Annotated in this window: 24 protein-coding genes; 12 read left to right on the forward strand and 12 right to left on the reverse strand. The window is 71.5% G+C overall.

Annotated features, from left to right (window positions below; all coding sequences use genetic code 11):
* The first annotated feature begins 9 nt into the window (after positions 1 to 9).
* The 3 genes from KFLA_RS12040 (at position 10) to KFLA_RS12050 (ending at position 4,420) form a co-directional block, all read left to right on the forward strand.
* Positions 10 to 894 carry an AraC family transcriptional regulator gene (locus tag KFLA_RS12040; RefSeq protein WP_012920063.1) on the forward strand — a complete coding sequence of 295 codons (885 nt, stop codon included), beginning with the start codon at positions 10 to 12 and terminating at the stop codon, positions 892 to 894.
* 229 nt (positions 895 to 1,123) lie between these two features.
* Complete coding sequence (gene leuA, locus KFLA_RS12045) at positions 1,124 to 2,797, forward strand: 2-isopropylmalate synthase (protein ID WP_202797198.1); 1,674 nt, start codon at positions 1,124 to 1,126, stop codon at positions 2,795 to 2,797.
* Between the two features lie 156 nt (positions 2,798 to 2,953).
* Entirely contained in the window at positions 2,954 to 4,420 is a 1,467-nt protein-coding gene (locus KFLA_RS12050) for a GNAT family N-acetyltransferase (protein WP_012920065.1), read from the forward strand.
* A 64-nt stretch (positions 4,421 to 4,484) separates the two neighbouring features.
* Here KFLA_RS12050 and KFLA_RS12055 read toward each other — a convergent pair whose 3' ends face one another.
* The 3 genes from KFLA_RS12055 to KFLA_RS12065 form a co-directional block, all read right to left on the reverse strand.
* Entirely contained in the window at positions 4,485 to 5,141 is a 657-nt protein-coding gene (locus KFLA_RS12055) for an ATP-binding cassette domain-containing protein (protein WP_012920066.1), read from the reverse strand.
* Complete coding sequence (locus tag KFLA_RS12060) at positions 5,141 to 6,004, reverse strand: ABC transporter ATP-binding protein (RefSeq protein WP_012920067.1); 864 nt, start codon at positions 6,002 to 6,004, stop codon at positions 5,141 to 5,143. Before KFLA_RS12060 ends, KFLA_RS12055 begins: the two co-directional genes overlap by 1 nt.
* Positions 6,005 to 6,119: 115 nt before the next feature.
* Positions 6,120 to 9,239 (reverse strand): FtsX-like permease family protein, encoded by a 3,120-nt coding sequence (locus KFLA_RS12065; protein ID WP_012920068.1) that lies wholly within the window; start codon positions 9,237 to 9,239, stop codon positions 6,120 to 6,122.
* A gap of 182 nt (positions 9,240 to 9,421) precedes the next feature.
* Here KFLA_RS12065 and KFLA_RS12070 point away from each other — a divergent pair, with 182 nt between their 5' ends.
* The 6 genes from KFLA_RS12070 (at position 9,422) to recO (ending at position 14,624) form a co-directional block, all read left to right on the forward strand.
* Positions 9,422 to 10,441 carry a bifunctional alpha/beta hydrolase/OsmC family protein gene (locus KFLA_RS12070; RefSeq protein WP_012920069.1) on the forward strand — a complete coding sequence of 340 codons (1,020 nt, stop codon included), beginning with the start codon at positions 9,422 to 9,424 and terminating at the stop codon, positions 10,439 to 10,441.
* A 67-nt stretch (positions 10,442 to 10,508) separates the two neighbouring features.
* Positions 10,509 to 11,498, forward strand: a complete 990-nt coding sequence (locus tag KFLA_RS12075) for an aldo/keto reductase (protein WP_012920070.1) — start codon at positions 10,509 to 10,511, stop codon at positions 11,496 to 11,498.
* Positions 11,495 to 12,358: an SDR family oxidoreductase gene (locus tag KFLA_RS12080; RefSeq protein WP_012920071.1), complete on the forward strand. Its 864-nt coding sequence runs from the start codon at positions 11,495 to 11,497 to the stop codon at positions 12,356 to 12,358. The genes KFLA_RS12075 and KFLA_RS12080 overlap by 4 nt, the downstream gene beginning before the upstream one ends.
* 96 nt (positions 12,359 to 12,454) lie before the next feature.
* Positions 12,455 to 12,997 (forward strand): SigE family RNA polymerase sigma factor, encoded by a 543-nt coding sequence (locus tag KFLA_RS12085; RefSeq protein ID WP_012920072.1) that lies wholly within the window; start codon positions 12,455 to 12,457, stop codon positions 12,995 to 12,997.
* Positions 12,994 to 13,764, forward strand: coding sequence for a hypothetical protein (locus KFLA_RS12090; RefSeq protein WP_012920073.1), 771 nt, complete (start codon positions 12,994 to 12,996; stop codon positions 13,762 to 13,764). The genes KFLA_RS12085 and KFLA_RS12090 overlap by 4 nt, the downstream gene beginning before the upstream one ends.
* A gap of 89 nt (positions 13,765 to 13,853) precedes the next feature.
* A complete protein-coding gene (recO, locus tag KFLA_RS12095) occupies positions 13,854 to 14,624 on the forward strand; it encodes a DNA repair protein RecO (RefSeq protein WP_012920074.1) in 771 nt (256 codons plus the stop codon).
* 103 nt (positions 14,625 to 14,727) lie between these two features.
* Here recO and KFLA_RS35510 read toward each other — a convergent pair whose 3' ends face one another.
* The 4 genes from KFLA_RS35510 to KFLA_RS12115 all read right to left on the reverse strand — a co-directional run bounded on the left by KFLA_RS35510 (position 14,728) and on the right by KFLA_RS12115 (position 17,291).
* Positions 14,728 to 15,486, reverse strand: coding sequence for a PIN domain-containing protein (locus KFLA_RS35510; protein WP_012920075.1), 759 nt, complete (start codon positions 15,484 to 15,486; stop codon positions 14,728 to 14,730).
* Positions 15,483 to 15,911: a hypothetical protein gene (locus tag KFLA_RS35515; protein ID WP_049797319.1), complete on the reverse strand. Its 429-nt coding sequence runs from the start codon at positions 15,909 to 15,911 to the stop codon at positions 15,483 to 15,485. The genes KFLA_RS35510 and KFLA_RS35515 overlap by 4 nt, the downstream gene beginning before the upstream one ends.
* A gap of 64 nt (positions 15,912 to 15,975) precedes the next feature.
* Complete coding sequence (locus KFLA_RS12110; RefSeq protein WP_148256614.1) at positions 15,976 to 16,920, reverse strand: hypothetical protein; 945 nt, start codon at positions 16,918 to 16,920, stop codon at positions 15,976 to 15,978.
* A gap of 59 nt (positions 16,921 to 16,979) precedes the next feature.
* Entirely contained in the window at positions 16,980 to 17,291 is a 312-nt protein-coding gene (locus tag KFLA_RS12115; protein WP_012920078.1) for a hypothetical protein, read from the reverse strand.
* Between the two features lie 461 nt (positions 17,292 to 17,752).
* Between KFLA_RS12115 and KFLA_RS12120 the strand changes: the two genes are divergently transcribed.
* Positions 17,753 to 18,577: an isoprenyl transferase gene (locus tag KFLA_RS12120; RefSeq protein WP_012920079.1), complete on the forward strand. Its 825-nt coding sequence runs from the start codon at positions 17,753 to 17,755 to the stop codon at positions 18,575 to 18,577.
* A 167-nt stretch (positions 18,578 to 18,744) separates the two neighbouring features.
* On the opposite strand, the gene KFLA_RS12125 is transcribed toward KFLA_RS12120, so the two are convergent.
* From KFLA_RS12125 to KFLA_RS12140, 4 genes are all read right to left on the reverse strand, one after another.
* Positions 18,745 to 19,398: a response regulator gene (locus tag KFLA_RS12125; protein ID WP_012920080.1), complete on the reverse strand. Its 654-nt coding sequence runs from the start codon at positions 19,396 to 19,398 to the stop codon at positions 18,745 to 18,747.
* The gene (locus KFLA_RS12130) at positions 19,395 to 20,606 is read right to left on the reverse strand and encodes a sensor histidine kinase (RefSeq protein WP_237706783.1); all 1,212 of its coding nucleotides are present in this window, start codon (positions 20,604 to 20,606) and stop codon (positions 19,395 to 19,397) included. The genes KFLA_RS12125 and KFLA_RS12130 overlap by 4 nt, the downstream gene beginning before the upstream one ends.
* A gap of 80 nt (positions 20,607 to 20,686) precedes the next feature.
* Positions 20,687 to 21,511, reverse strand: a complete 825-nt coding sequence (locus KFLA_RS12135) for an ABC transporter permease (protein ID WP_012920082.1) — start codon at positions 21,509 to 21,511, stop codon at positions 20,687 to 20,689.
* On the reverse strand, positions 21,508 to 22,392 hold the full coding sequence (locus KFLA_RS12140; RefSeq protein ID WP_012920083.1) for an ABC transporter ATP-binding protein: 885 nt from the start codon (positions 22,390 to 22,392) through the stop codon (positions 21,508 to 21,510). The genes KFLA_RS12135 and KFLA_RS12140 overlap by 4 nt, the downstream gene beginning before the upstream one ends.
* Positions 22,393 to 22,612: 220 nt before the next feature.
* Between KFLA_RS12140 and KFLA_RS12145 the strand changes: the two genes are divergently transcribed.
* The gene (locus tag KFLA_RS12145) at positions 22,613 to 23,707 is read left to right on the forward strand and encodes an S-(hydroxymethyl)mycothiol dehydrogenase (protein WP_012920084.1); all 1,095 of its coding nucleotides are present in this window, start codon (positions 22,613 to 22,615) and stop codon (positions 23,705 to 23,707) included.
* Positions 23,707 to 24,327: an MBL fold metallo-hydrolase gene (locus tag KFLA_RS12150; protein WP_012920085.1), complete on the forward strand. Its 621-nt coding sequence runs from the start codon at positions 23,707 to 23,709 to the stop codon at positions 24,325 to 24,327. Before KFLA_RS12145 ends, KFLA_RS12150 begins: the two co-directional genes overlap by 1 nt.
* On the opposite strand, the gene KFLA_RS12155 is transcribed toward KFLA_RS12150, so the two are convergent.
* Positions 24,324 to 24,722: a Fur family transcriptional regulator gene (locus tag KFLA_RS12155; protein WP_012920086.1), complete on the reverse strand. Its 399-nt coding sequence runs from the start codon at positions 24,720 to 24,722 to the stop codon at positions 24,324 to 24,326. The genes KFLA_RS12150 and KFLA_RS12155 overlap by 4 nt on opposite strands.
* Positions 24,723 to 24,761 lie beyond the last annotated feature (39 nt).

A 24,761-nucleotide genomic window follows, 5' to 3' on the forward strand; every position in this document is an offset into this window, starting at 1 on the left:
AATGGCGGCATGAGACTCGACGAGCTCCGGGCACTGCTGTCTCGGCACGTCCGGCCTGACGAGACGACGGCGATCGACGGTCTGCACATCGCGCGGATCGACGGGGCCGGATCGCCGGAGCTGACGATGTCCGGGGTGGTGCTGGCCGTGCTCGTGCAGGGAGCGAAGCGCCTCGCGGTCGGCGACCGGATCTACACCTACCGGCCGGGCAGCTACCTGGTCACGTCGGTCGACGTACCGGTCAGCGGTCACTTCTTCGAGATCGGCCCCGATCGACCGGCTCTCGGTCTGGCGCTCGTCCTGGACCCGGCCACGATCGCCGACCTGCTGGTGCACGCGGGTCCCGGCGATCTGCCCCGCCCGCGGGCCGGGGCGCTTCCCGGCGTCGCCGTCGCCGACCTGACCGACGGGCTCGTCGACGCCCTGATCCGCCTGGTGCGTCTGCTGGAGCGGCCCCGGGACCGCACGGTCCTGGCGCCACTGGTGAAACGCGAGGTCCTGTGGCTGCTGATAACCGGCGACGCGGGCGGTGCCGTTCGCCAGCTCGGCCTCGCGGACAGCCACCTCAGCCACATCAGCCGGGCGGTCCGGTGGATCCGGGAGCACTACGCCGAGTCCTTCCGCGTCGAGGACCTGGCCCGGCGATCCGGCATGAGCGCGTCGGGGTTCTACCGCCAGTTCCAGACCGTCACCGCGCTGAGCCCCATCCAGTTCCAGAAGCAGGTCCGGCTGCAGGAAGCGCGGTTGCTGCTGGCCGCGCAGCCTCACGACATCACCGCCGTGGCGCACCGCGTCGGCTACGACAGCCCGTCCCAGTTCAGCCGCGAGTACCGCCGCCAGTACGGCGTACCGCCGAGCCGGGACGCCGTCTCGTCACGCTCCGTGTCTCGCTGATCGAGACTCCTGGTTCGACGGGTGGCGGCCGGTGTGCATAGACTCACCGTCATCATGCGGCACAGCCTTCTCCTCCTTCGCTGCCGCGGCGAGGCCTGACCAGGCCGGTTCCCTCGCCGCGGAGTTCTGTCGTACGCCGGTCGTCCCACGACCCCGTAGTGCAGCGATCCCGAGGAGAACCCCCGTGGCACCCAAGAACCAGCCCCAGCCCGTCCAGCAGCCGTCCGGTATGCCGGTGCAGCGCTACCGCGCGTTCCCGCCGATCGACCTGCCGGACCGGACCTGGCCGGCCAAGTCCGTCGACCGGACCCCGCGCTGGCTGTCCACCGACCTGCGCGACGGCAACCAGGCGCTGGTCGAACCGATGTCGCCGGCCCGCAAGCGACGGATGTTCGACCTGCTGGTGACGATGGGCTACAAGGAGATCGAGGTCGGTTTCCCCAGCGCCAGCCAGTACGACTTCGACTTCGTCCGCAGCCTGATCGAGGGCGACGCGATTCCCGAGGACGTCACCATCTCGGTGCTGACCCAGGCGCGCGAGGAGCTGATCGAGCGGACCGTGCAGTCGCTGCAGGGGTCGCCGAAGGCAACGATCCACCTCTACAACGCGACGGCGCCGCTGTTCCGCCGGGTCGTGTTCGCCGTCGACAAGGCCGAGTGCCGCGCGATCGCGGTCCGGGGCACCGAGACCGTGATGAAGTACGCCGACGAGATGCTGGCCGACTGCGAGTTCGGCTACCAGTACAGCCCGGAGATCTTCACCGGCACCGAGCTGGAGTTCGCGCTCGAGGTGTGCGAGGCGGTCAGCGACGTCTGGCAGCCCGCCGAGGGCCGCGAGATCATCCTGAACCTGCCGGCCACCGTCGAGATGTCCACGCCGAACGTGTACGCCGACCAGATCGAGTGGTTCGGCCGCAACCTGACCCGGCGTGAGCACAGCACGATCAGCCTGCACCCGCACAACGACCGCGGCACCGCCGTCGCCGCCACCGAGCTGGGCCTGATGGCCGGCGCCGACCGGGTCGAGGGCTGCCTGTTCGGCCACGGCGAGCGGACCGGCAACGTCGACCTGGTCACGCTGGGCATGAACCTGTTCAGCCAGGGCATCGACCCGCAGATCGACTTCTCCGACATCGACGAGATCCGCCGCACGGTCGAGTACTGCACCCAGATGCGGGTCCCGGAGCGCCAGCCGTACGCCGGCGACCTGGTCTACACCGCGTTCTCGGGCTCGCACCAGGACGCGATCAAGAAGGGCCTGGAGGCGCTGGACAAGCAGGCCGCGGCCGAGGGCAAGCCGGTGTCGGAGATCGCCTGGGAGGCCCCGTACCTGCCGATCGACCCCAAGGACGTCGGCCGGTCGTACGAAGCGGTGATCCGGGTCAACTCGCAGTCCGGCAAGGGCGGCGTCGCGTACATCATGAAGTCCGAGCACCGGCTCGACCTGCCGCGCCGGCTGCAGATCGAGTTCAGCCGGGTGATCCAGCAGCACACCGACGCCGAGGGCGGCGAGGTCGGCCCGGACCGCATGTGGGACATCTTCGCGGCCGAGTACCTGGCCCCGGGCAAGCTGTCGCTGCTGACCGTCACCTCGACGTCCGGGGGCGAGGGCAACGAGACGGTCGGCGTGCAGGTCTACTCCAACGGCGTGCCGCACGAGCTGACCGGCGAGGGCAACGGCCCGGTGTCGGCGTTCGTGGACGCGATCAAGCCGCTGAAGTACGACGTCCGGGTGCTGGACTACCACGAGCACGCGCTCTCGGCCGGCGGCGACGCCCTGGCCGCGGCGTACGTCGAGTGCGAGGTCGGCGACGAGGTGTACTGGGGCGTCGGCCGGGACGCCAACATCCTCACCGCGTCGCTGAAGGCGGTCGTCTCCGCGATCAACCGCGCCACCCGCTGAGCGAATCGCCACCACTCAGCAACCTCCGCCGTCCGCCGCGGACGGCGGAGGACTCCGCCTTCCGCGGCCCGGCTCGGGTCGCTTGCTGAGTGGTGCAGTTCCGCCCGTGCCCGAAATCGGCGTGCGAGCGCGCGCAAGAGCTGGTTGGCTCGGCGGATGATCACCGTGCGCGAGGTGGACCCGTTCGACCGGCCGACGTACGACCGGTGGGACGCTGCGTTCCGGGCGGGAGCCGCTGAGGGCCGCCCGGACGCACTGCTGGTCACCCAGGAGGCGCTGGCCTCGTCCCTGCGCAACCGCGGTCCCCGCAAGGTCCGGATCCCGGTCGCGGCGTTCGACGGTGACCGGATGGTCGGCGCGATGCTGTTCGAGTACTGGCTGCTGGACAACCCCGACACGGTCGCCGTCGAGATCAACGTGCCGCCGGCCGAACGCCGTCGCGGTGCCGGCACCGCGCTGTGGCGCTGGGCGTCGGCCCGCGCCGCCGAGCTGGGCCGGACGATCTTCCAGGCCGAGCTGGGCATTCCCGGTCAGCCGTGGCCGGGAAGCCTGTTCGCCGCCGGCCTCGGGTTCACCGTGGAGAACGTGGAGGACCATCTCGTCGTCCGGCTGCCGTACGACGAGGCGCGGCGGGAACGGCTCCGCGCCGAGGCGGGCGAGCTGACGGCGTACCGGCTGACGTCCTGGGTCGGCCTCTGCCCGCCCGAGCACCGGCAGGCGTACGCCGACCTGCACACGGCGATGGACCGGGACGTGCCGTCCGGCGGCATGATCCGGAACCCGGCGCCCTGGACCGCCGAGCGGATCGTCGAGAACGAGCAGCGCACCGCGCGCAACTACCTCGCCCTGGTCACGCTGGCGCACACGCTCGACGGCACCCCGGCGGGCTACACGCTGATGTACCTGCTGAACGGCGATCCCGAGCACGCGCTGCAGGACGACACCCTGGTCCTGCGCGAGCACCGCGGGCACAACCTCGGCACCCAGTTGAAGCTGGCGAACCTGGACCAGCTCGCCGAGCAGCGCACGACCCAACGCTTGCTGCACACCTGGACCGCGCAGTCGAACGGCGCGATGCAGAAGATCAACGCCCGCTTCGGGTTCGAGCCGGTCGAGGTGCTGCACGAGCTCCAGCGCGTCGCTCCGAAGCTGCGTCCGGCGGCGCGGGCGCTGGTGGTGGACCGCGACGACCGCATCCTGCTGCTGCGGTTCGAGTTCGCCGACGGCCATCGGGCCTGGGCCGCGCCGGGTGGCGGCGTCGAGCCGGGAGAGTCGTTGCGCGAAGCACTGACCCGGGAGCTGGCCGAGGAGATCGGCCTCGAGGCACCCGCCGACGCGCCGCTCGTCTGGCACCAGGAGGTGGTTGCCGACGGCCACGCGAAGGGCTACGACGGCGTCACCAACGACTACTTCCTGGTCAGGGTCGACAGCCACCACCCGGCCGGCAGCTTGAGCACCGCCGAGCTCGCCGCGGAGAACGTGCACGGCCACCGCTGGTGGACCCCGGCCGAGCTCCAGGCGTACGACGGTCCGGCGTACTTCTCGCCGCGGGCCCTTCCGGCGCTGCTCGCCGACCTGCTCACCAGCGGACCGCCCGCGAGCCCGCACCTGCTGGGCCTGTAAGGCGTGTTGATCAATTCCGTGCGTGCTGCGCGACTGCAAGGAATTGATCAACACGCCCCAGCCTCTACAGCCGGCGCTCCCAGCTGAGGTGGCCCTCGTCCATGGTCGCGTGGCCGTCGGCGCCGGCGGCGACGTTCGGGTCGTGGGTGGCGATGATCACCGCGGCGCCGCGGTCGGCCTCGGCCCGGAGCAGGTCGAGCACGCGCTCGCGGTTCGTGCTGTCCAGCTCGCTGGTCGACTCGTCGGCGAGGACCACCCGGCCCTGCTGGGCCAGCCCGCGGGCGACGGCGACGCGTTGCTGCTCACCGCCGGACAGCTCCTCGACCAGGTGGTCGCCGCTGTCGGCCAGGCCGACCGCGGTGAGCGCCTTCGCGATCACCCCCTCCACGTCGTCCTTGCCTTCGGCAATCAACGGCAGGGCCAGGTTCTCCCGGGCGGTGAGCACCCGGGCGAGCCCGTTGCCCTGCGGAATCAGGACGACGCCCTGGCCGGCCGCTCCGGGCCGGTCGGTGATCGGTACGCCGTCCAGCGCGACGGTGCCGGACTTCGGCGCGACCGCACCGGCGAGGGCCCACAGCAACGAGCTCTTGCCGGCGCCCGACGGGCCGCTGACCGCCAGCACGAACCCGGGCGGCACCCGGAACGACACGTCCGCGACGGCCACCAGTCCGTCGTACGCGACGGTGAGGCCGGCGGCGGTGATTCCCAGCTCGGTGCTCATCAGTCGTCCTCCTGCTCGACCGGACTGAGCCGGATCTCGCCGTCCTCGGTGGTGGTGACGCGCAGCAACGTGCCGGGCGGCAGCAGGTCGGCGACGTGCGGCGGCAGCGGCAGCGAGCCGTCCGTGGCGACCACCGCGAACTCCTCGCCGGAGCGGCCTTCGGAGGCGATCCGGCCGTCCCGGATGGTGATCGTCCGGGGCAGCACCGCGGCGACGTCGGGGTCGTGGGTGATCAGCAGCACGGTCATCCCGGTGGTCCGGTTGATCGTGGAGATGGCCGCGAGCACCTCGTCGCGGGCCTGGTGGTCGAGCTGGCTGGTCGGCTCGTCGGCGAGCAGCAGCCCGGGGAAGGTCGCGATGCCCACCGCGACCGCGCAGAGCTGGATCTGACCGGGCGTCAGCGAGCCGAGCGGCGTCCGCGCGTGGTTGCCGAGGCCAACGAGTTCGAGCACCTCCGCCGGCTCGGGCAGGTGCCGGTCCGCCGGAGCCGCGCGCTGGGCGTAACGGACGTTGTCGATCGCGTCGAGGTAGGGGATGAGGTTGCGTCCGGCGCCCTGGAGCACGATGCCGACGTCGGCTGCTCGCATCCGGTCCAGCTCGGCCTCGGTCATCGTGGCCAGGTTGTGGTCGCCGATCCGGAGCCGGCCCGCGCTCGGCGTGAGCAGACCGCCGCACAGCTGCAGCAAGGTCGACTTGCCGGCACCGGACGGGCCGAGCAGCCCGACCAGTTCCCCGGCCTGAACGGTGATCCCGATTCCGGAGAGCGCGGCCACGTCGTGCCCCTGGCTGCGGTAGATGTGCACCAGCCCGCTGGTACTGATCGCCAGCCCGCCCCGCCGGACGCGAGGCATCAGTGCGGTCATGGGGCCTCCCGGCCTGGACTGAGGAGCGGAGGGAGCGAAGCGACTGGAGTGACGAGGGAAGGCCGGGAGTTCCAGCCCCATGACCCGCCGAGCCGGAGGCGAGGCATCAGTACAGTCATGACAGGTCCTCCCGGATCCGCTGGTACCCGGCGCGGCGGTTGACGCCCGCTCCGAGCAGAACGGTGGTGGTGGTCAGGACGACGGTCCCGATCAGCCAGAGCACGGCCGCGACGACCCAGTTCGTCCCGAGGTCGAGCGGGATCGCCGACGGCTGCCCGGTGTCGGCGAACAGCGGGATCAGCGGCAGCGCGATCTGCGCCCCGACGACCCCGCAGGCCGAACCGAGCAGCACGGCCAGCGCGACCGGACCGGTCTGCTCCCAGCGCGCCGCCCGCCCGGTCGTCGCCGCCGGTACGCCGGTGATCTTGAGGCTCGCGTAGTCCTGGGCCCGGGAACGCCACGAGGTGACCACCATCAGCAGCAGCACGATGATCGCCAGCGACCAGCCCGCGATCCCGACCACCGGCGTCAGCTGCAACGCCAGCGCGCTCGCCGACCGCCCGTACGTCGCGGCGACGTCGTCGCTGCGGTCGGCGACCTTCGCGTCGATCCGTTCCTTCTCCAGCGCCGCGAGCACCCGGTCGGCGTTCGCCAGGCCCTCGGGCGTCAGCCAGATCTCGAACGCGATCCGCAGCGGGTCGACGCCACCGCCGAGCCGCCGCATCGTCTCCAGGTCCACCACGGCCGTGCGCTCGGGGTACCGGTTGATCGGTCCGTCCAGCAGGTCCAGCTTGCGGACCTGGGCGGCGATGCCGTCGAGGCCGGGCACGGTCGTCCCTTCGCCGACCGGGTGACCGGAGCTGATCAGGGCGGGAAGCACCGGCGGTATCGAAGCGTGCTGCACCGACTGCTCGACGGCGACGCTCGCCAGGTGCAGCGTCAGGGCGCTGCCGGAGCCACCGGTGGCCGTCAGTGCGCCGGTCTGACCGCCGAGTTGCGCGGTCGGCTGCCAGACCGACGGACCGCCGAGCTCGATCCCGGGCCGGCCGGGAATCCCCAGCTCGCTGATCACCACGTCGCCCTCGACGCCGGTGACGTCGTCGATCGGCCGGGTGACCCCGAGGCGCACCAGCCGGCAACCGCCCTCACAGGCGAGATCGGCGGTCAGGGTGCGGCTGCGGCCGGGGACGAGCGGCAACGCCGGGAACCGCACCGAGAAGCGGCTGTCGTCGCGCAGGCTCACGACGGTGGCCTCCAGGATCACGGCCTTCGGTGGCGGTTGCGATGGCGGCTCCTGCCCGTCGAGCGTCTTGGGCAGCAGCACGCGCATCGGGCCGGTGCTCGCGGTGACCTCGAGCTCGGTCCCGCGCAGCTCGATCGGCGCCGGTGCGGCCGGTGCGCGCAGCGCCTGGAACCCCTGCTCGTCGGTCAGCTGTTCGCCGCGGAAGGCGACCCGACGGAAGCTGTCCGGCTCGATCATCATCGTGCGCAGCGCGTCCGGCGACGCCGTCGTACCGACCAGGACTGGTGTCGACCAGCGACGGTCGGGGTCCACGGCGTCGAGCGCGCGCAGCATCGGGCCCAGGCCGGTGGCGTTCGCCTCGATCACGCCGGCCGCGCCGACCTCATAGCCGGCTCGGGTCTCCCGGTTGCTGCCGGCCACCGATGCCGCCTGACCGGCGAACGACACCAGGGCGGTCGCCACCGCGACAACGGCCACGATGCGGGTCACCGCCGGGCGCCGCGAGACCTGCAGGGCACCGAGTGCGAGGCCCAGCCGACCGGCCCGGAGTGCCCGTCGGCTGACCAGCGCCGCCGTCGGGAGTAGCAGGTGCGCGAAGGTGAGACCGACCGCCAGCGCGAGCAGGGTCGGGGTGAGCACGGGTAGCGGTCCACGTCCGCCGCCGGTGAGTGCGGCGACCAGTGCGGCCGTCGCGAGCACGACGATCGCGACATCCCCGATGGCCACCGCCCGGCCGCGCCGCCGCGGTACCACCCGGCGCAGCAGCGTGGAGATGGGCAACCGGACCACCGATCGCACGGTCCACGCGACTACACCGGCCCCGACCAGAAGCGCGACGGCCAGCGCAGCCGGCACTGTCCAGGGGAGCTCCAGCGGAGAACCGCCGTCCAGCCAGGTCGCCCGTACGACGAGCAGCAGGGCGAAACCGCTCAGCAGACCGGCCAGCGTGCCCGCCAGAACCGGCGTCGCGAGCTCCAGCGTCAGTGTGCGTCCGGCTCGGCGTGTACTGGAGCCGCGCAGCCGGGCCACGGCGAGCTCGGGCCGACGCTGGTCGACCACCGCGGCCAGGGCGAGGGCCAGGACGACGACTCCGAACAGGGCGACCTGCACCATCACCAGCGGGATGATCGTGGTCGCCTGCCGTCGCTCGGCGGCCACCGCATCGACCAGACCGATCAGACCGGACGTGTTGACGGCGTTGTAGCCCAGTTGCTTCGCATTGCCTTCAACCGTGGTGGTTGCGTCCTTGAGGCGCTGCAGGTCGTCGAGGCGGGTGATGCTGGGCAACGGCCGGGTGTCGACGGTGTTGCGGTGACCCCACGCCGCCTGGTCGAAGGTGCTGCGCCCGGTGAGCAGGTAGTCCAGCCCGCCGGGGTCGGAGTCGGTAGGCCCGGTGTGCGAGTGGCCGGTCGGAGGCCGGCCGAACCAGTACAGGTCCTGCGCGTCCTGGGGCAAGTACAGGCCGACGACGGTCAGCGTGCCGCTGCCGACGTACTGGGTCGGATTGACGTTCAGCCGTTGCCCGAGCTTGATGCCGTGGTTCTCGACGTCCGCGGTGGACGCCGCCACCTCGTTGGGCGCGTCCGGGCAGCGGCCGGCGGTCAGCGTCAGGCGTTCGCAGTAGCCGTCGCGCCAGAGCAGCCGCCCTTCTGGTTTCGGGGCGGTGATCTCGGGGCCGGTGAGCCAGGTGACGTCGACGTGCGCGCCGTACACCGGCGGGCCGAACAGCGGTCTCAGGTCGGGCGGGACGAGGTTCTTCAGCTCCTCGGGCGCCGTCGGTTTGCTGGCGCCGGCACTGCTCGGCGGCGGCAGGGCCTCCAGCTGCCAGGCGGCGACGAGTGGCCGGTCAGTCAGCGTCTCGGTCGTCACGGTCTGCTCGACGGCCCGGGCGAACCAGGGCGCGAAGGTCGCGCAGGTGCCGATCAGCAGGCTGACCCCGGCCAGCACCACCGCTTGGGAACGCCGGTACCGCAACGCTCGCCCTAGGAACATCTCGCAGGCACCCCCAGCCGCCGTTTCATTTCAGGCGAACCTACGGACCGGCAGGTCTCGGCGTCACCGCGTCGGCGGGCACCGATGCGCTTTTGTTGCCTCGGCTGCGGTCGATCGGTACCCAGCGAGCATCACCGCTCACGGCGAGTGCACCTGTTGCGTCGGTGAGCAATGCTGTGCGCATGACGGATTCGATGGTCGCAGTGGAGCTCGACAGGTCGCGGGGTGGATCACTGGAGGCGCTGCTCGCGCTGCCCAGCGGTGAGGTGCGGGCGTACGCCGTACTCGCGCACCGGTCCGCAGCCGCGGCGGCCGTCATCGCCGAGACCCTGGCCGGATCCGGGCTCGCGGTGCTGCTTTTCGAGAGCACCGACGTCGAGGACGTCGTGCGGGCCGCCGACCACCTGCGAGCGAACTTCGAGGCGCCGAGCGTGCTGATCGGCCACTCGGCCGGCGGTGTCGCCGTGCTCGCGGCGTCCCGGCGGATCGCCGAGACCCGCGCGGTCGTCACGGTCAACGCGCCGTCCGGCGAGATCCCACCCGCCCACACCGCCCTGCTGGTGATGCACGCCCCGACCGACCAGGTGGTCGGGATCCAGCACGCCGGGCACCTGTTCGTCGCCGCGCGGCACCCGAAGTCGTTCATCGCGCTGGACGGCGCCGACCACCTGCTCAGCGACCCGGCCGACGCGGCGTACGCGGCGGCCGTGCTGGCCGCGTGGGTCGCCCGGCACCTGCCGGCCGCCGGGACGCCGGCTCCGTCGGCCGCCGAGCTGGCACACCGCGTCGTGGTCACCGAGAGCGCCGACGCGCCGTACGGGCAACGCATCACCGCGGGACGCCACCAGCTCACCGCGGACGAGCCCGTCCCGCTCGGCAAGGACACCGGCCCCACGCCGTACGACCTGCTGCTGGCCGCGCTCGGTGCCTGCACGTCGATGACGCTGCGGATGTACGCCGAACGCAAGCAGCTCCCGCTGCGCCAGGTCTCGGTGCAGCTGCGGCACGCCCGGATCCACGCCACCGACTGCGAGAACTGCGAGACCGCCGTCGGGCTGCTGGACCGGATCGACGTCCGGATCCAGCTGGACGGCGACCTCACCGACGAGCAGCGCGACCGGTTGCTGGCCATCGCCGGCAAGTGCCCGGTGCACCGCACCCTGCACTCGGAGGTCCAGATCCGGACCTCGCTGGACGGGTGAGCCAGGATCGTCTCGCGGACGGTGCCCCCGGGCCGGGGCCGCCGCCGGCAGGGGTAGGTTCGGAGCCATGCGTGAATCCCAGCTCGGAGCTCTGACCGTTTCCAGCCTCGGCCTCGGCTGCATGGGGATGTCCCAGGCCTACGGCGTGCGCGACGACGACGCCGAGTCGATCGCGACCGTGCACGCCGCGATCGATGCCGGCTGCACCTTCCTCGACACCGCCGACGTGTACGGCGACGGCGCGAACGAGGAGCTGGTCGGCCGCGCGCTGGCCGGCCGCCGCGACCAGGTGGTGCTGGCGACCAAGTTCGGCTTCCGCCGCGACCAGGCCGGCGACACGATGCCGACCATCGTCGACGGCAGCCCGGAGTACGCCCGGAAGGCGCTCGACGCCTCGCTGCGCCGGCTCGGCGTCGAGCACATCGACCTGTGGTACCTGCACCGGCGCGACCCGCAGGTGCCGATCGAGGAGTCGGTCGGCGCGATGGCCGAGGCGGTGCAGGCCGGCAAGGTCCGCCACCTCGGGCTGTCGGAGGTCTCGGGGGAGACCGTGCGGGCCGCGCACGCGGTGCACCCGATCGCCGCGGTGCAGAGCGAGTGGTCGCTGTGGACCCGCGACCCGGAGACCGGCGTACTGCCGACGCTGCGCGAGCTCGGCATCGGCTTCGTGCCGTTCAGCCCGCTCGGCCGCGGTTTCCTGACCGGCCAGATCACCTCGCCGGCCGACTTCGGGCCGGACGACATGCGCGCCTCGATGCCGCGCTTCACCGGCGACAACTTCCAGAAGAACCTCGACCTGGTCGCGAAGGTCAAGGAGCTCGCCGCCGCCCGCGGCGTCACCCCCGGCCAGCTCGCGCTCGCCTGGCTGCTTGCCCAGGGCAATGACGTCGCGCCGATCCCGGGCACCAAGCGGCGCAGCTACCTGGCCGAGAACCTGGGCGCCGCCGACATCACCCTGACCCCCGAGGAGCTGACCGCGCTCGACGAGGCCTTCCCGCCGGACGCTGTCGCCGGCGACCGCTACAACGAGGGCGGCATGAAGATGGTCGGCCGATGACGTCCGGGGGCGCGGCGGCCGGGCTGATCGGCGTGACCGGAGCGACCGGGCAGCTCGGCGGCCGGGTGGCGCGGCTGCTGGCCGACGGTGGTGTTCGGCAGCGGCTGGTCGTCCGCGACCCGGCGCGCGCCCCGGAACTGCCGGACGCCGAGGTCGCCCAGGCGGCGTACGGCGATCACGCGGCGCTGCTGGACGCCCTTGACGGCGTGCACACCCTGCTGCTGCTCAGCGCCACCGAGTCCGCCGACCGCGTCTCCTTGCACACGGCAACCATCGACGCCGCGGTCGCGGCCGGGGTGCGGCACATCGTCTACACCTCGTTCGCCGGCGCCGCGCCGAACGCGACCTTCACCTTCGCCCGCGACCACTGGCACACCGAGCAGCACCTGCGCGCCGCCGGCGTCGACTTCACCTTCCTGCGCGACAACCTGTACCTCGACTTCGTGCCCGGCTTCGTCGGCGAGGACGACGCGATCCGCGGTCCCGCCGGTGACGGCCGGGTCGCCGCGGTGCTGCGCGACGACGTCGCCGCGGCCGCCGCCCGGGTCCTGCGCGAACCCACCGCCCACGCCGGCGCGACGTACGACCTGACCGGCCCGACCGCCTTCACCCTGACCGAGGCCGCCGCCGCGCTGAGCGAGGTATGGGGCCGCACGATCCGGTACGAACCGGAGACTCTCGACGAGGCCTACCGCTCCCGTGAACGCTACGGCGCTCCCGCGTGGGAGGTGGCCGGCTGGGTCACGTCGTACGCCGCGATCGCCGGCGGCGAGCTGGCCACCGTCTCGACGGCGGTCGAAGACCTCACCGGGCGGCCCCCGACCGGACTGCACGACTACCTGGCGGGCCTGTCCGGGTAGGCGGTCGTCGCGCCGGCGGAAATCTCGCTGGTCGACAGAACCGATCGGCCGGTTGGTGCATCTTGAGCCTGCACTGTTCAGCAACCGGGAGGTCGAATGCCCCAGCGAGTCGATCAGGACGAGGACTTCGCGGCCTTCGTGGCGGCACGGTCCGCCCGGCTGATGCACATCGCGCACATGCTCTGCGGGGACCGCGAGCTGGCCCGGGACATCGCGCAGACCGCGCTCGAGAAGGCGTACGTGCGGTGGGGCCGGATCCGGCTGGCCGATCCGTTCGCGTACGTGCGGCAGGCCGTCGTGAACGAGTGCCGGATGGGTTGGCGCCGCAGGTCGGGTGGCGAGGTACCGCTCGCGACCGTCGGCGAGGCCGACTTCGGCGTGCGCTCGGTCTCGTCCGTCGCGGACCCGGCGGTGGCCGTCACCCAGCGGCTGGATCTGCTGGCGGCCCTGGCCGGTCTGACCCGGCGCGAACGCACCGTCGTGGTGCTGCGGTACGTCGAGAACCTCAGTGAGGCCGAAACCGCCCGCATCGTCGGGATCGCGCCCGGCACCGTGAAGAGCACCCTCGCGCGTGGACGCGACAAGCTGCGGCGTTCTGGAGCACTCTCCTCCACCATCACGTCAGGAGAATTGGCATGAGTCTTGATCAGCGCCCGAGCGACTTCGACGATGCCGAGCTCGAGCAGGCCTTCCGGCGGCTCGAGGCGGAGTCGGTGAGCCTGGACTCCGCGACCGTGGTCGCCGGTGGCCGCCGGCGCCGCGTCCGCCACCGGATCGCCGTGGGCGGAGCCGCGGCGGCCGCCACCGTCGCGGTCGTCGCCGGGACGGTGGCGATCGTGCCGTCCGACCGCGGTACCGAACCTGCGATCGCTCAGCAACCCGTCACTGTCGACGCGGTCGAGGCGGCGCCCGTACCGGTGATCGCCGCGAACCAGTGGTTCAAGGTGTCTGCGCACCGGTGGTTCCGCCACGACCGGACCAGGTGGCAGGCCACGGGGGCGCCGGCTTCGGAAACTTGGGTGCACGCCGCGGTCGTCAAGGCGGCCGAGCGGAGCCGTGGCTGGGTCGGACCGGCGACCTCGGGCGTGGGCAGGAATCTCGAGTCGAGCATGCTCATCCGGGGCGAGGTCCAGCGGGCGGTCTACACCGTCAAGGGCGACCACGGGACCTTCAAGCACGAGGCACGCGTCTACCGGCTCGCGGCGATGCCCGGGTGGACCCTCGCCCACGCGGAGTACGGCGCGCCGGGACCGGTCAGCAAGCAAGGCCTCGTCGAGAACCTGGCCGTCGGGCTGGACGCGTACGCCGCCGACGGCAGCCGTCTGTTGCACTGCGCCTACAACCGGCCGCCGGTCAAGAGCAAGGCAGCGGCCATCGCACGACCGCCGGCCTGTGCCGCCGGCTGAACCGTCGTACCGCGGTGGGCCGACCGTGACGCGGCGCGTGGTAGCCCGGCCCCCCGTCGTCTCCGTCGATCATTTGAGAGACTGACGGGGTGCCGCTCTACCGTGACGAAGCCATCGTGCTGCGAACCCAGAAACTGGGCGAAGCCGATCGCATCGCCACGCTGCTCACCCGCACCCACGGCAAGCTCCGCGCGGTCGTGAAGGGCGTGCGCCGGACGTCGTCACGCTTCGGTGCCCGGCTCGAGCCGTTCAGCCACGTGGACCTGCAGCTCGCCACTGGTCGCTCGCTGGACGTGGTCACCCAGGCCGTCTCCATCGCGGCGTACGGCGAGGGCATCGTCAGCGACTACGCCCGCTACACCACCGGCACCGTCTTGCTGGAGACCGTTGACCGTCTGGTGGTGGAGGAGAAGGAACCCGCCACCCAGCAGCACCTGCTGCTGGCCGGCGCGCTTCGGGTCCTGTCCACGGGGGAGCGCGAACCCCGCTTGGTGCTCGACTCGTTCCTGCTGCGTTCGCTCGCCATCTCCGGCTACGCCCCGTCCTTCGGCGACTGCGCGAAGTGCGGCGAACCAGGCCCGCACCGGGCCTTCAACCCCGCCGCCGGCGGCATGGTCTGCACCACCTGCCGCCCACCCGCCTCCGCGATGCCGGCCCCCGCCACCATCACCCTGCTGGCCGCCCTGCTCACCGGCGACTGGCCCACCGCCGAACGCACCGACCCCCGGACCCGCCGCGAAGCCGACACCCTGGTCGCCGCCTTCGTCGCCTGGCACCTCGACCGCCAGCTCCGCTCCCTACCCCACCTGGACCTCACCACCGCCCCACCCACCACCCTCCCCCTCGCCGAAACCAACTGACCTCCCCGCGCGGGCTTGCCGTCTGCACCGCTCGTCCGACTGGAGCACCGCCGGCGGCGTGCGCCTACAGCCCGTGCGTTGGTCTCGAAATGCTTCGATCGGATCAGCGGTCGTGGTACGGGTCGCGCTGAGGAATCGACGGTGAGTTCTTCTGCTGGCCGGTCGCCGCAATGGGCCGCGAGGCGACAGCTCCCCGGGCGTCGGCCATGCCGTCCAGCGCGATCGACTGAGCGGACCGGCGCTGGTTCGCAGTGAGGACCTCGGCGGTACCCCGCTGATCCGGTGGCACGACCGAGTTGAGCTTCTGCGCGAAGGCGCGGAGTTCGGGCTGTCCGGCCATCTTGTCGATCAGCGCCGACATGGTCCGCGGATCACGCTGGTTGCGCCGAACGAGGTCCTGCAGGGCCGACTGCACCCGCCCAGGGTTCTCCTCCAGCTTGCGGTTGAGGAACCGCGACAGTTTCTCGACCCGCATCTTGTCCGGCCCGGTCGAAGGCGGATGGAAGTCCTTGACGTTGTCGGTCACGAGCACTTCCGAACCGCTGTGCACAGCGCCGGCGAGCACGTGCTTGTCCTTGTCGTCGGCCTGCATCCGCAGCGCCAGACCTTCGTGACCGCTCGTCATGGCTCGCGGGAAATACCTGTTCATCGCGGTGATGCGCTTGTCGATCCTGTCCCCCGGCACGCCCGGCGGCCGGTTGCGCCGCATCTCGTCCAGAACCTGCTGCGACCAGCGAGGCTCGAAGACGTCGCGGGCCGCCATCGACAGCAGGATGTCGTTGGTCAGCTGCCCACGGATAACGTTGGCGTCCAGGAACGCCCGTTCCGGCCGCCCAGGGGGGAGCGGCTCGGAGGCGGTCATGGGCGCGGGCGGTCCTCGTCCGGGGCGTCCCACGGGTCTTCGTCCAGCATGGCCTGGATACCCTCGGCTCGCCTCGCCCGACGATCGTTGTCCCAGGCGACCAGTTCCGCCAGGCGTACCCAGTGGACAGACTCCGAGGACCGGAACGGGATCGCGCCTTCGGCCGCGTACGCCCGCAGGTCGTCCGGTGCCATTCCGATCGCGTCCGCCGCCTCGTCGATCGGCAACTCCGGCCGCAACGGCGAAACCTTCACCGCCATGCCCGCCCGCAGCACCTCGACCACCTGCCGAACCGCCTCGAACACCGCCACGGGAATCTCTTCGCGCACCCCGTCCGGCCCCACCACAGCGGGCCCACCGGGCGCGACCTGCCGCTCGCCCGCAGCCAGCAGGTAGATCCGCGCATCGGTCGTAGGTCCGGCCATACCTGGGAGTCTAATCAGCAGTCCCTCGCTCACCCGGCGCTCCGAGCCGAGCCTCGTCCCTCTTTCAACAGCTCCGGCCCTGCCCTGCGGCGCCCGCCACCTCGGCCGCATCCGGATCGACCAGCACCGGCACGGCCTCACCGATCCGCAGCTGCGTCGCCGCCTGCTGCGTCATGGAGATCTGTCCGGTGTCACCTGAACTGCTCTGCCACCGGATGTCCCACTGAGCCGTCGCGCTCACCGTGTACCGACAGTCCGCCTGCTGCCGCGACGTCTTCACATACCGATGCCCACAGTCCGGCGAGTCCTTGATCCCGAACGATTTGTCGTACGCCGTACCAGCGCCCTCGCAGCGCAGCGTCTTCCCGTCGCCCAGGGACCAGTTCACCGCCTTCACCTGCGCCGTAGCCGCCACTGTCAACCCCGGCACACTCGCCTGCCGCGTGATCGGCCCCCAGGTGCGCTCCGACTTCTCCACCCACAACCAAACAGGCATGTTCACCAGCCCGACTTGCCCAGCCCCCGGCGCAGTCCGCACCTGCGGCTTGCTGAGCTGCATCGACGCAACTGCCCGGTAGACCAGCGTGAGTGGGTCGACGACGACGGTGTCGGGCTCGCCCGGGAGCCAGATGAATCGTGTGACCAGGTGCCGGCCCTCGTCATAGCCCTGTTCGCGAACGCATGCCCACACGGAGCCGTCCGTTCGGCCCTGCCAAATGGGATCAGAGGCAGGGGGCGGTGGGGTCACCCGCTGCATGTAGCACTGTTGGCTGTTCGACCAGTTGCCGTGCTGTGAGGTGCAGGCCTGCGGGGCGCCGTTGAGCTGGCAGGTCGGCTTGGCCTTCTTGCGGACCGGTTCAGCGGGAGCAGTCGTCTTCTTGCCCGGGTCGTCAACAGCCGAGCGAAGGACCCAGATGCAGACACCGCTGTACGGGTTGCACCGGAGTTCGTAGTCACCTGGCGGCTTGGGCGGCGTCGCCCCGGCCGGCGATGCCCAGAGCGTTGCCAAGAACACGGCCGCACAAGTGCAGAGCAACAGGAAGCGTGGCCACGCAGTAAGCGGCCGTATCAGCATGACCCGACCGCTTTCTCCTCCACCAAGAACCACCGCTTCACCTGGCTGCCGGCCGGCGGCGCGAACACCAGCTTCGACTGGAACTGCCGCCGCTTGCCGTCGCTCCCCGCTTCCGGGATCGGCTTGCCGTTCGACACGTAGCGCGTGATCAGGGTCGAACTGTCGATGCAGCTGGTGAGGCGTACCTCTGGTTGTTCGAGGTCCAGGTTCACCGACTGGACCTTGGTCTCGACGATCTTGGCGTCGCCGGTCTGGTACCACCCGTGGCTCAGCTGGAAGTCCACCTGGCCGGCGAGCGCGATCACCCACGTCCCACCGTTGCCTGCCTTCTCCAAGCCGCCCCGAGTGGCCTTGCTCGGATCCCGCAGCGCGGCACCGGCTGCGGCCCGGGCGGTCGCGTAGGCGGCCTTCGCCTTGTTGATCGCCTCCTGCTCCGCCGGCGCCCAGGCTGCAGTCGACGGCGCGGAAGGGCTGGGGGACTGGCTGGTGGGAGCGGGCGTGGCGTCTGGTTGGCCGGCTTTCGGGTTTGGGTGCAGGACGCCAGTGTGAGCAGGGCGGTGGCTGCGATGAAGGCCGGTCGGGGCGTCATGCGGGTGGGCTCCAGTTCGGTGGGTGTTGCAGGCGGTACAAGCGTGGCATACGGAGGGTGGTCGGGTGGGGCGGTTGTCCACAGGGTGCAGGTTGCTGCAGCGGGGGGGTGGGGCTGGGCACGGCATGGTGAGGGTGGGTGCGGTGAGCCCGGTGAGGATGAGAGAAACTTCGGGGTATGTCGCCACTGGGTCGTCGTCGGGTGCAGGAGTCGAAGCGTCGGGGGGAGGTGGTCGCGCCGGAGCCGCATCCGTCGGGGGCTCGGCCGCCGGTGCTGCCGGCGGAGCTGGTGCCGCAGCACGTGGCGATCGTGATGGACGGCAACGGGCGGTGGGCCAAGGCGCGCGGGCTGGCGCGGACCGAGGGGCACAAGGCCGGGGAGGCGTCGCTGCTGGACGTGATCAAGGGCGGTATCGAGATCGGGGTGAAGTACATCTCGGCGTACGCGTTCTCGACCGAGAACTGGGCCCGGTCGCCGGAGGAGGTCCGGTTCCTGATGGGGTTCAACCGCGACGTGATCCACCGGCGCCGCGACGAGCTGGACGCGATGGGGGTCCGGGTGGTCTGGTCCGGGCGGCGGCCGCGGTTGTGGAAGAGCGTGATCGACGAGCTGGAGTACGCCCAGGAGCGGACCAAGGACAACACCACGATCACCCTGCAGTTCTGCGTGAACTACGGCGGCCGGGCCGAGATCGCCGACGCGATGAAGGCGATCGCGCACGACGTCGCGGCGGGCCGGATCAAGCCGGACCGGATCACCGAGGCGACGGTCGCGCGCAACCTGTACGCCCCCGGCATCCCCGAGGTCGACCTGTTCGTCCGGTCGTCGGGGGAGCAGCGGACGTCGAACTTCCTGGTCTGGCAGCTCGCGTACGCCGAGATGGTGTTCCTGGACACGCTCTGGCCCGACTTCGACCGGCGCGACCTGTGGCGGGCGATCGAGATCTACGCGCAGCGCGACCGGCGCTACGGCGGCGCGGTGCCCAACGAGGTCACCCGCTGACCCGACGGTGAACGCCGCCGGCGACGACCAACCGGGTCGAGCGAACCAGGCCGAGACGCCGAGGCGGGCACGGGCCACCCCGCAGGTCGGGCCAGAGGTCCAGCGCTGCCTGGAAAAATCCAACGACGCGCTGCTGCACGGCGACGCGCGACGCGGCGACGAAAGCGTCAGCGGTTCCTTGGCGAAGGCAACAATCCCCGCTCGATCGCGACCGTCACCGCACGCGTGCGGTCGTCCACGTCGAGCTTGCTGAACAGGCGCTGCAGATGCGTCTTCACCGTCGCCTCGCCGATGAACAGCTCCCGCCCGATCTCCGCGTTGCTCAGCCCGCGCGCGACCGCGGCCAGCACCTCCAGCTCCCGCGGCGACGGCTGGACCGCGGCCGGTGCCGCCGGCGTCCGCAGCCGGGACATCAACCGGGCCGCGACCGGCGGCGCGAGCACGGTCTCGCCGCGGGACGCGGCCCGGATCCCGTCGAGCAGCTCGGCGTGCGGCGTGTCCTTGAGCAGGTAGCCCGCCGCCCCGGCCTCGACCGCGTGCAGGATGTCGGAGTCCGTGTCGTACGTCGTCAGCACCAGCACCTTCGTCGCCGGATGGCCCGACACGATCGCGCCGGTCGCGGAAACGCCGTCGCGGCGCGGCATCCGCAGGTCCATCAGGACGACGTCCGGCCGGGTCGACGCCACCAGCGCGACGGCTTCCTCGCCGTCGCCGGCCTCGCCGACCACCTCGATGTCGTCGGTGACGGCGAGCATGCCGATCAGCCCGGAACGAACGACGGGGTGGTCGTCGACCACCAGGACGCGCACGGTGGCCGTCACGGTTTCTCCTGAGTCGAGGGAATGAGGACCTGCACCCGCGTCCCACGCCCGGGTGCGCTGTCGACCTGCACGGTGCCGCCGGACTCCTCGACCCGTCCGCGCATCGCGGCCAGACCGTACCCGGTGACCGGCGCGGCGGTGACGAAGCCGCTGCCGTCGTCGCTGATCTCGATCCGGACGCCGTCGGGTGCCATCGTCAGGGTGATCAGCACCGAGGTCGCGCCGGCGTGCTTGCGGACGTTCGCCAGCGCCTCCTGGGCGGCCCGGAGCAGCACCACCTGCTGGCCCTGCGGCAACGCGGCGACCTCCTCGTCGGGCATGTCGAGCGCGACCTGGACGTCGACGCCGGTCTCCGCGGCGAATCGTTCGGCCTGCCGCCGCAGCACGTCGGCCAACGGTGCCTCCGCCAACGCGACCGGGGTGAACGCGGCGACCAGGGCGCGGGCCTCGGCGAGGTTCTCCCGCGCGGTGTCCTCGATCGCGGCCAGTCGGGTCGCCGCGGACGCCGTACCGCCGCGCTGCAGCTCCACGGCGGCGGTCTGCGCCAGCATCACGATGCTCGTCATGCCCTGGGCGAGCGTGTCGTGGATCTCGCGCGCCATCCGCTCCCGCTCGGCCATCACGCCGGCCGTGTGGTGCGCCTCGGCGAGCTCGTCCCGGGCGGCCTCCAGCTGCTCGATCAGCTCGGCGCGCTGCTCGCTCTGGCTGATCACCCGATCGATCCAAGTCCCCATCAGCGAGCTGACCGCCAGGCTGATCAGCATCCAGGGCAGGATGTTCCAGAAGGCGTCGGTCGTCCAGCCGGCCGCCCAGAGCTGCGCGGTGCCGACGGCGACGAGCAGGAGCAGGCTCAGGACGATCGCGTCCAGCGTGCGCTGGCTCAGCAGCCAGATCTGCGGCGAGACGATGAACAGGATGAAGACGGACTGCGGGTAGATCGCCACCGCGGCGGCGATGCAGCCGATCATCAGCAACCGGTACAGGTTGGACCGCAGCACGTTGCGCGACGTCATCGCGGGCATGGCGATGAACCGGTACGCCAGCGCCAGCACGGCCACGAGGATCAGGTACGCGGTCTTTCGCTGGGAGCTGAGGTCCGAGGTCGCCGCGGCCAGCGCGACCACGGCCAGCAGCGTGTAGAACACCACGTGCCAGCCGAGGAGCGTCCGGATCCAGACCGACTGGTCCGCCCGCGGAGATACCTGCATGGTTCCCATCTTCCGCCACGACCGCGTCAGGCGGTCACCGACCGCCCGACGCACGGCTCCGAGGGCGGAGGCCGCGAGCATCAGCCCGCGTCCCGGCGAGTCCAGCGGAACGCGCGCTGGGCAACGACGAGGCCGACGACCAGCCAGAGCGACAGCACGATGGCGCCGGTGCCGAGCTGCCAGGACCCGCCCGGCTCGGTGGCCTTGAAGCCGTCCGGCAGGAACACCGACCGCATACCCTGCGCCAGCCACTTCAGCGGGAACACCTCGGCCACCGTCCGCATCCACTGCGGCAGGCTGCTGTAGACGAAGTAGACGCCGGAGATGAACTGCAGCAGCAGGACGACCGGGGTGACCACGGCCGACGCGGCCTTGCCCGACTTCGGCACCGCCGAGAACGCGATGCCGAGCACCGATCCGGACGCCGCACCGAGCACGAAGATCCACAGGAAGTGCAGCCACTTGACCGGCTCGGACGGGATGTCGACGCCGAGCAGCAGACCGGCGATCACGAGCAGCAGCCCGAACTGCGCGACCGACGTCACCAGCACCAGCCCGATCTTGCCGATGAAGTAGGACTGCGGCGACATCGGCGTACCGCGCAGCCGTTTCAGCAGGTCCTCGTCGCGCTCCATCGCGATCGTCATCGCGAGCGACTGGAAGCTGCTCAGGAAGATGCCGGACGCGATCATGCCCGGGGTGAAGTAGGTGGCGGCGTCGACGCCCTCGGCGAAGCCGTTGTCGCTGAAGACGGCGGAGAAGATGCCGAGAAAGATGATCGGGAAGAAGAACGTGAACAGCAGCTGCTCCTTCTCCCGGAAGAACTGCTTCACCTCGAGCCCGATCCTGGACATCCCGACCCGCAGCGGCGACGGCAGCGGGCGGGTGGGCGTCAGGGTGCTCATCGAACTGCTCCTTCGAGGGGTGCCGGCGCGGCCTCGGCGGCGCCGATCAGGTCCAGGTAGATGTCTTCCAGGCTCGGCCGGCGTACCTGCAGCTCCGGGACCTCGCCACCGAACCGGCGCATCAGCCGCGCGACCTCCGCGGCCGGCTCGTCGGTCCGTACTTCGTGCGCTCCGTCGGCGTCCAGCCAGGAGACTCGCGCGGTGCGGGCGCCGCGACCGCCGAGCGTGCCGGGCGTCGCGACCTCGAGCATCCGCCCGTCGGCGATCACGCCGACCCGGTCGGCCAGGTACTCGGCCTCGTCCAGGTAGTGGGTGGTGAGCACGATCGTGGTGCCCTGGGTCCGCAGGTTCTCGATCAGGGTCCAGAACTGCCGCCGCGCCTCGGGGTCGAAGCCGGTCGTCGGCTCGTCCAGGAACAGCAGGTCCGGGTCGCCGACCACGCCGAGTGCGACGTCGAGCCGGCGGCGCTGACCGCCGGACAAGTTGCGGGTCCGGGTCCGGCGCTTGTCCTCCAGGCCGACCGCGGCGATCACCTCGTCGGGATCGCGCGGGCTCGGGTAGTAGCCGGCGAAGTGGTGCAGCAGCTCGGCGACCGACAGCTCGGCCTCCTCGCGGGAGCTCTGGGCGACGATGCCGAGCCGGGCCCGCCAGTGCCGGTCACCGCGGGCCGGATCGACCCCGAGCACCCGGATCTCGCCCTCGTCGGCCCGGCGGAAGCCCTCCAGGATCTCGACGGCCGTGGTCTTGCCGGCGCCGTTCGGGCCGAGCAGCGTGAACACCTCGCCTGGCCGGATGTCGAGGTCGACGCCCGCGACGGCGACCTTGCCGGGGTAGCGCTTCACGAGGCCACGCACCTGTACTGCGAAGTCGTTGTCGGTCATGGCTCCAGCCTCGCTCCGGCGGGCCGTCGAGCATGAGCCCCGGACGACGGACCGGCTGTCCCCCGACCGGTGGACACGGCCGCGTCCACCGGTCGCGTCCGCCCAGGTCCGCCGGGCGCCGCGGACCGGCGTACGGGCGGCGCGGGGGAACGGAATTTCCCCGTCGCGACGCGCGGCAGGGGGCAGACGGGAGCTGGCCGGGTTGGCTAGCGTCGGGACCATGAGCCAGACAGTGCGTGGAGTCGTCGCCCTGAGCAAAGGTGCCCCGGTCACGATCGAGCAGCTCACGATTCCGGATCCCGGCCCGGGGGAGGCGGTGGTCCAGGTCCAGGCGTGCGGCGTCTGCCACACCGACCTGCACTACCGGGAGGGCGGGATCAACGACGAGTACCCGTTCCTGCTCGGCCACGAGGCGGCCGGCATCGTGGAGAGCGTCGGCGACGGTGTCACCGAGGTCCAGCCCGGGGACTTCGTCGTCCTGAACTGGCGTGCCGTCTGCGGCACCTGCCGCGCCTGCCAACGCGGCCGGCCGTGGTACTGCTTCAACACCCACAACGCCGAGCAGAAGATGACGCTTGCCGACGGCACCGAGCTGTCGCCGGCGCTCGGCATCGGCGCGTTCGCCGAGAAGACGCTGGTCGCCGCCGGGCAGTGCACCAAGGTGGACCCGGCCGCGAAGCCCGAGGTGGCCGGCCTGCTCGGCTGCGGCGTGATGGCGGGTTTGGGTGCGGCGGTGAACACCGGCAACGTCGGCCGCGGCGACACCGTCGCGGTGATCGGCTGCGGCGGCGTCGGTACGGCGGCCGTCGTCGGCGCCCGGCTGGCCGGGGCCGCCCGGATCATCGCGCTGGATCTGGATCAGCGCAAGCTCGACGTCGCCCAGGAGCTCGGCGCGACCCACACCGTCAACTCCACCGGTCTGGACCACGACGGTGTGGTCGAGGCGGTGCAGGAACTGACCGGCGGCTTCGGCGCGGACGTGGTGATCGACGCGGTCGGCCGCCCGGAGACCTGGAAGCAGGCGTTCTACGCCCGCGACCTGGCCGGCACCGTCGTCCTGGTCGGTGTGCCGACGCCGGACATGCGCCTCGACATGCCGCTGCTGGACTTCTTCGGCCGCGGCGGCTCACTCAAGTCCAGCTGGTACGGCGACTGCCTGCCGAGCCGCGACTTCCCGATGCTGATCGACCTGCACCTGCAGGGCCGGCTGCCGCTGGACCGCTTCGTGTCGGAGACGATCGCGCTGGACGAGGTCGAGGCGGCGTTCACCAAGATGCACCACGGCGACGTCCTCCGTTCGGTGGTGGTGTTCTGATGCCGGCCCGGATCGAGCGCCTGGTCACGTCCGGCACGTTCAGCCTGGACGGCGGCACCTGGGACGTCGACAACAACGTCTGGCTGGTCGGCGACGACCACGAGGTGCTGGTGATCGACGCCGCTCACGACGCGGAACGCATCCTGCACGCGGTCGGCGACCGGCGGGTGGTCGCGCTGGTCTGCACCCACGGCCACAACGACCACATCAACGCCGTCGGCGACGTCCAGGCCGCCCTCGAGTGCCCGGTCTGGCTCCATTCCGCCGACCAGATGCTGTGGTCCACCCTGTACGCCGAGTCGCCCGACCACGACCTCACCGACGGCACCACCTTCGAGGTCGCCGGCACGGTCCTCACGGCGATCCACACCCCCGGCCACAGCCCCGGCTCGACCTGCCTGTACGCCGAGGAGCTGGAGGCCGTCTTCACCGGCGACACCCTGTTCCACGGCGGCCCCGGCGCCACCGGCCGCTCCTACAGCGACAAGCCGACCATCTTGAAGTCCATCCGCGAACGCCTGCTCACCCTGCCCACCGGCACTGTCGTCCACACGGGCCACGGCGACACCACCACCATCGCCGCCGAGACCCTGAACCTCGACGAGGGGGAACGCGCCTAACCGGTGGTGGTCCGGCAGTCCTTGCAGGTGCCGAAGATCTCGAGGGTGTGGCTGATGTCGGCGTAGCCGTGCTCGGCGGCGACCTTGTCGGCCCAGCGCTCCACGGCGGGGCCCTCCACCTCCACCGTGCGGCCGCAGTTGCGGCAGACCAGGTGGTGGTGGTGCCCCTTGGAGCAGCGGCGGTACGCCGTTTCGCCGTCGGCCGTGCGCAGGACGTCGACCTCGTGGGAGTCGGCCAGCGCCTGCAGGGTGCGGTAGACCGTGGTCAGGCCGACGGCCTCGCCGGAGGACCGGAGCTCCTGGTGGATCTCCTGGGCCGTCCGGAAGTCGTCAAGGTTGTCCAGCGCCGACGCCACCGCCGCGCGCTGACGGGTCGACCTCGTTCCGATGGCCACCGTTCCTCCTGTCGTCCGATCGCCGATTCTGCCCGGCAA

Origin of the sequence: Kribbella flavida DSM 17836 (assembly GCF_000024345.1) — a bacterium.
Classification (GTDB): domain Bacteria; phylum Actinomycetota; class Actinomycetes; order Propionibacteriales; family Kribbellaceae; genus Kribbella; species Kribbella flavida.

Excerpts from the sequence above, each read along its gene's own strand:
- KFLA_RS35515 (WP_049797319.1), bottom strand. The coding sequence starts at position 15,911 with ATGGCCGGACCTACGACCGATGCGCGGATCTACCTGCTGGCTGCGGGC.
- KFLA_RS12065 (WP_012920068.1), bottom strand. The coding sequence starts at position 9,239 with ATGTTCCTAGGGCGAGCGTTGCGGTACCGGCGTTCCCAAGCGGTGGTG.
- KFLA_RS12050 (WP_012920065.1), top strand. The coding sequence starts at position 2,954 with ATGATCACCGTGCGCGAGGTGGACCCGTTCGACCGGCCGACGTACGAC.
- leuA (WP_202797198.1), top strand. The coding sequence starts at position 1,124 with ATGCCGGTGCAGCGCTACCGCGCGTTCCCGCCGATCGACCTGCCGGAC.
- KFLA_RS12145 (WP_012920084.1), top strand. The coding sequence starts at position 22,613 with ATGAGCCAGACAGTGCGTGGAGTCGTCGCCCTGAGCAAAGGTGCCCCG.
- KFLA_RS35510 (WP_012920075.1), bottom strand. The coding sequence starts at position 15,486 with ATGACCGCCTCCGAGCCGCTCCCCCCTGGGCGGCCGGAACGGGCGTTC.
- KFLA_RS12055 (WP_012920066.1), bottom strand. The coding sequence starts at position 5,141 with ATGAGCACCGAGCTGGGAATCACCGCCGCCGGCCTCACCGTCGCGTAC.
- KFLA_RS12080 (WP_012920071.1), top strand. The coding sequence starts at position 11,495 with ATGACGTCCGGGGGCGCGGCGGCCGGGCTGATCGGCGTGACCGGAGCG.
- KFLA_RS12130 (WP_237706783.1), bottom strand. The coding sequence starts at position 20,606 with ATGCAGGTATCTCCGCGGGCGGACCAGTCGGTCTGGATCCGGACGCTC.
- KFLA_RS12040 (WP_012920063.1), top strand. The coding sequence starts at position 10 with ATGAGACTCGACGAGCTCCGGGCACTGCTGTCTCGGCACGTCCGGCCT.
- KFLA_RS12075 (WP_012920070.1), top strand. The coding sequence starts at position 10,509 with ATGCGTGAATCCCAGCTCGGAGCTCTGACCGTTTCCAGCCTCGGCCTC.
- KFLA_RS12140 (WP_012920083.1), bottom strand. The coding sequence starts at position 22,392 with ATGACCGACAACGACTTCGCAGTACAGGTGCGTGGCCTCGTGAAGCGC.
- KFLA_RS12090 (WP_012920073.1), top strand. The coding sequence starts at position 12,994 with ATGAGTCTTGATCAGCGCCCGAGCGACTTCGACGATGCCGAGCTCGAG.
- KFLA_RS12085 (WP_012920072.1), top strand. The coding sequence starts at position 12,455 with ATGCCCCAGCGAGTCGATCAGGACGAGGACTTCGCGGCCTTCGTGGCG.
- KFLA_RS12060 (WP_012920067.1), bottom strand. The coding sequence starts at position 6,004 with ATGACCGCACTGATGCCTCGCGTCCGGCGGGGCGGGCTGGCGATCAGT.
- KFLA_RS12135 (WP_012920082.1), bottom strand. The coding sequence starts at position 21,511 with ATGAGCACCCTGACGCCCACCCGCCCGCTGCCGTCGCCGCTGCGGGTC.
- KFLA_RS12120 (WP_012920079.1), top strand. The coding sequence starts at position 17,753 with ATGTCGCCACTGGGTCGTCGTCGGGTGCAGGAGTCGAAGCGTCGGGGG.
- KFLA_RS12070 (WP_012920069.1), top strand. The coding sequence starts at position 9,422 with ATGACGGATTCGATGGTCGCAGTGGAGCTCGACAGGTCGCGGGGTGGA.
- KFLA_RS12150 (WP_012920085.1), top strand. The coding sequence starts at position 23,707 with ATGCCGGCCCGGATCGAGCGCCTGGTCACGTCCGGCACGTTCAGCCTG.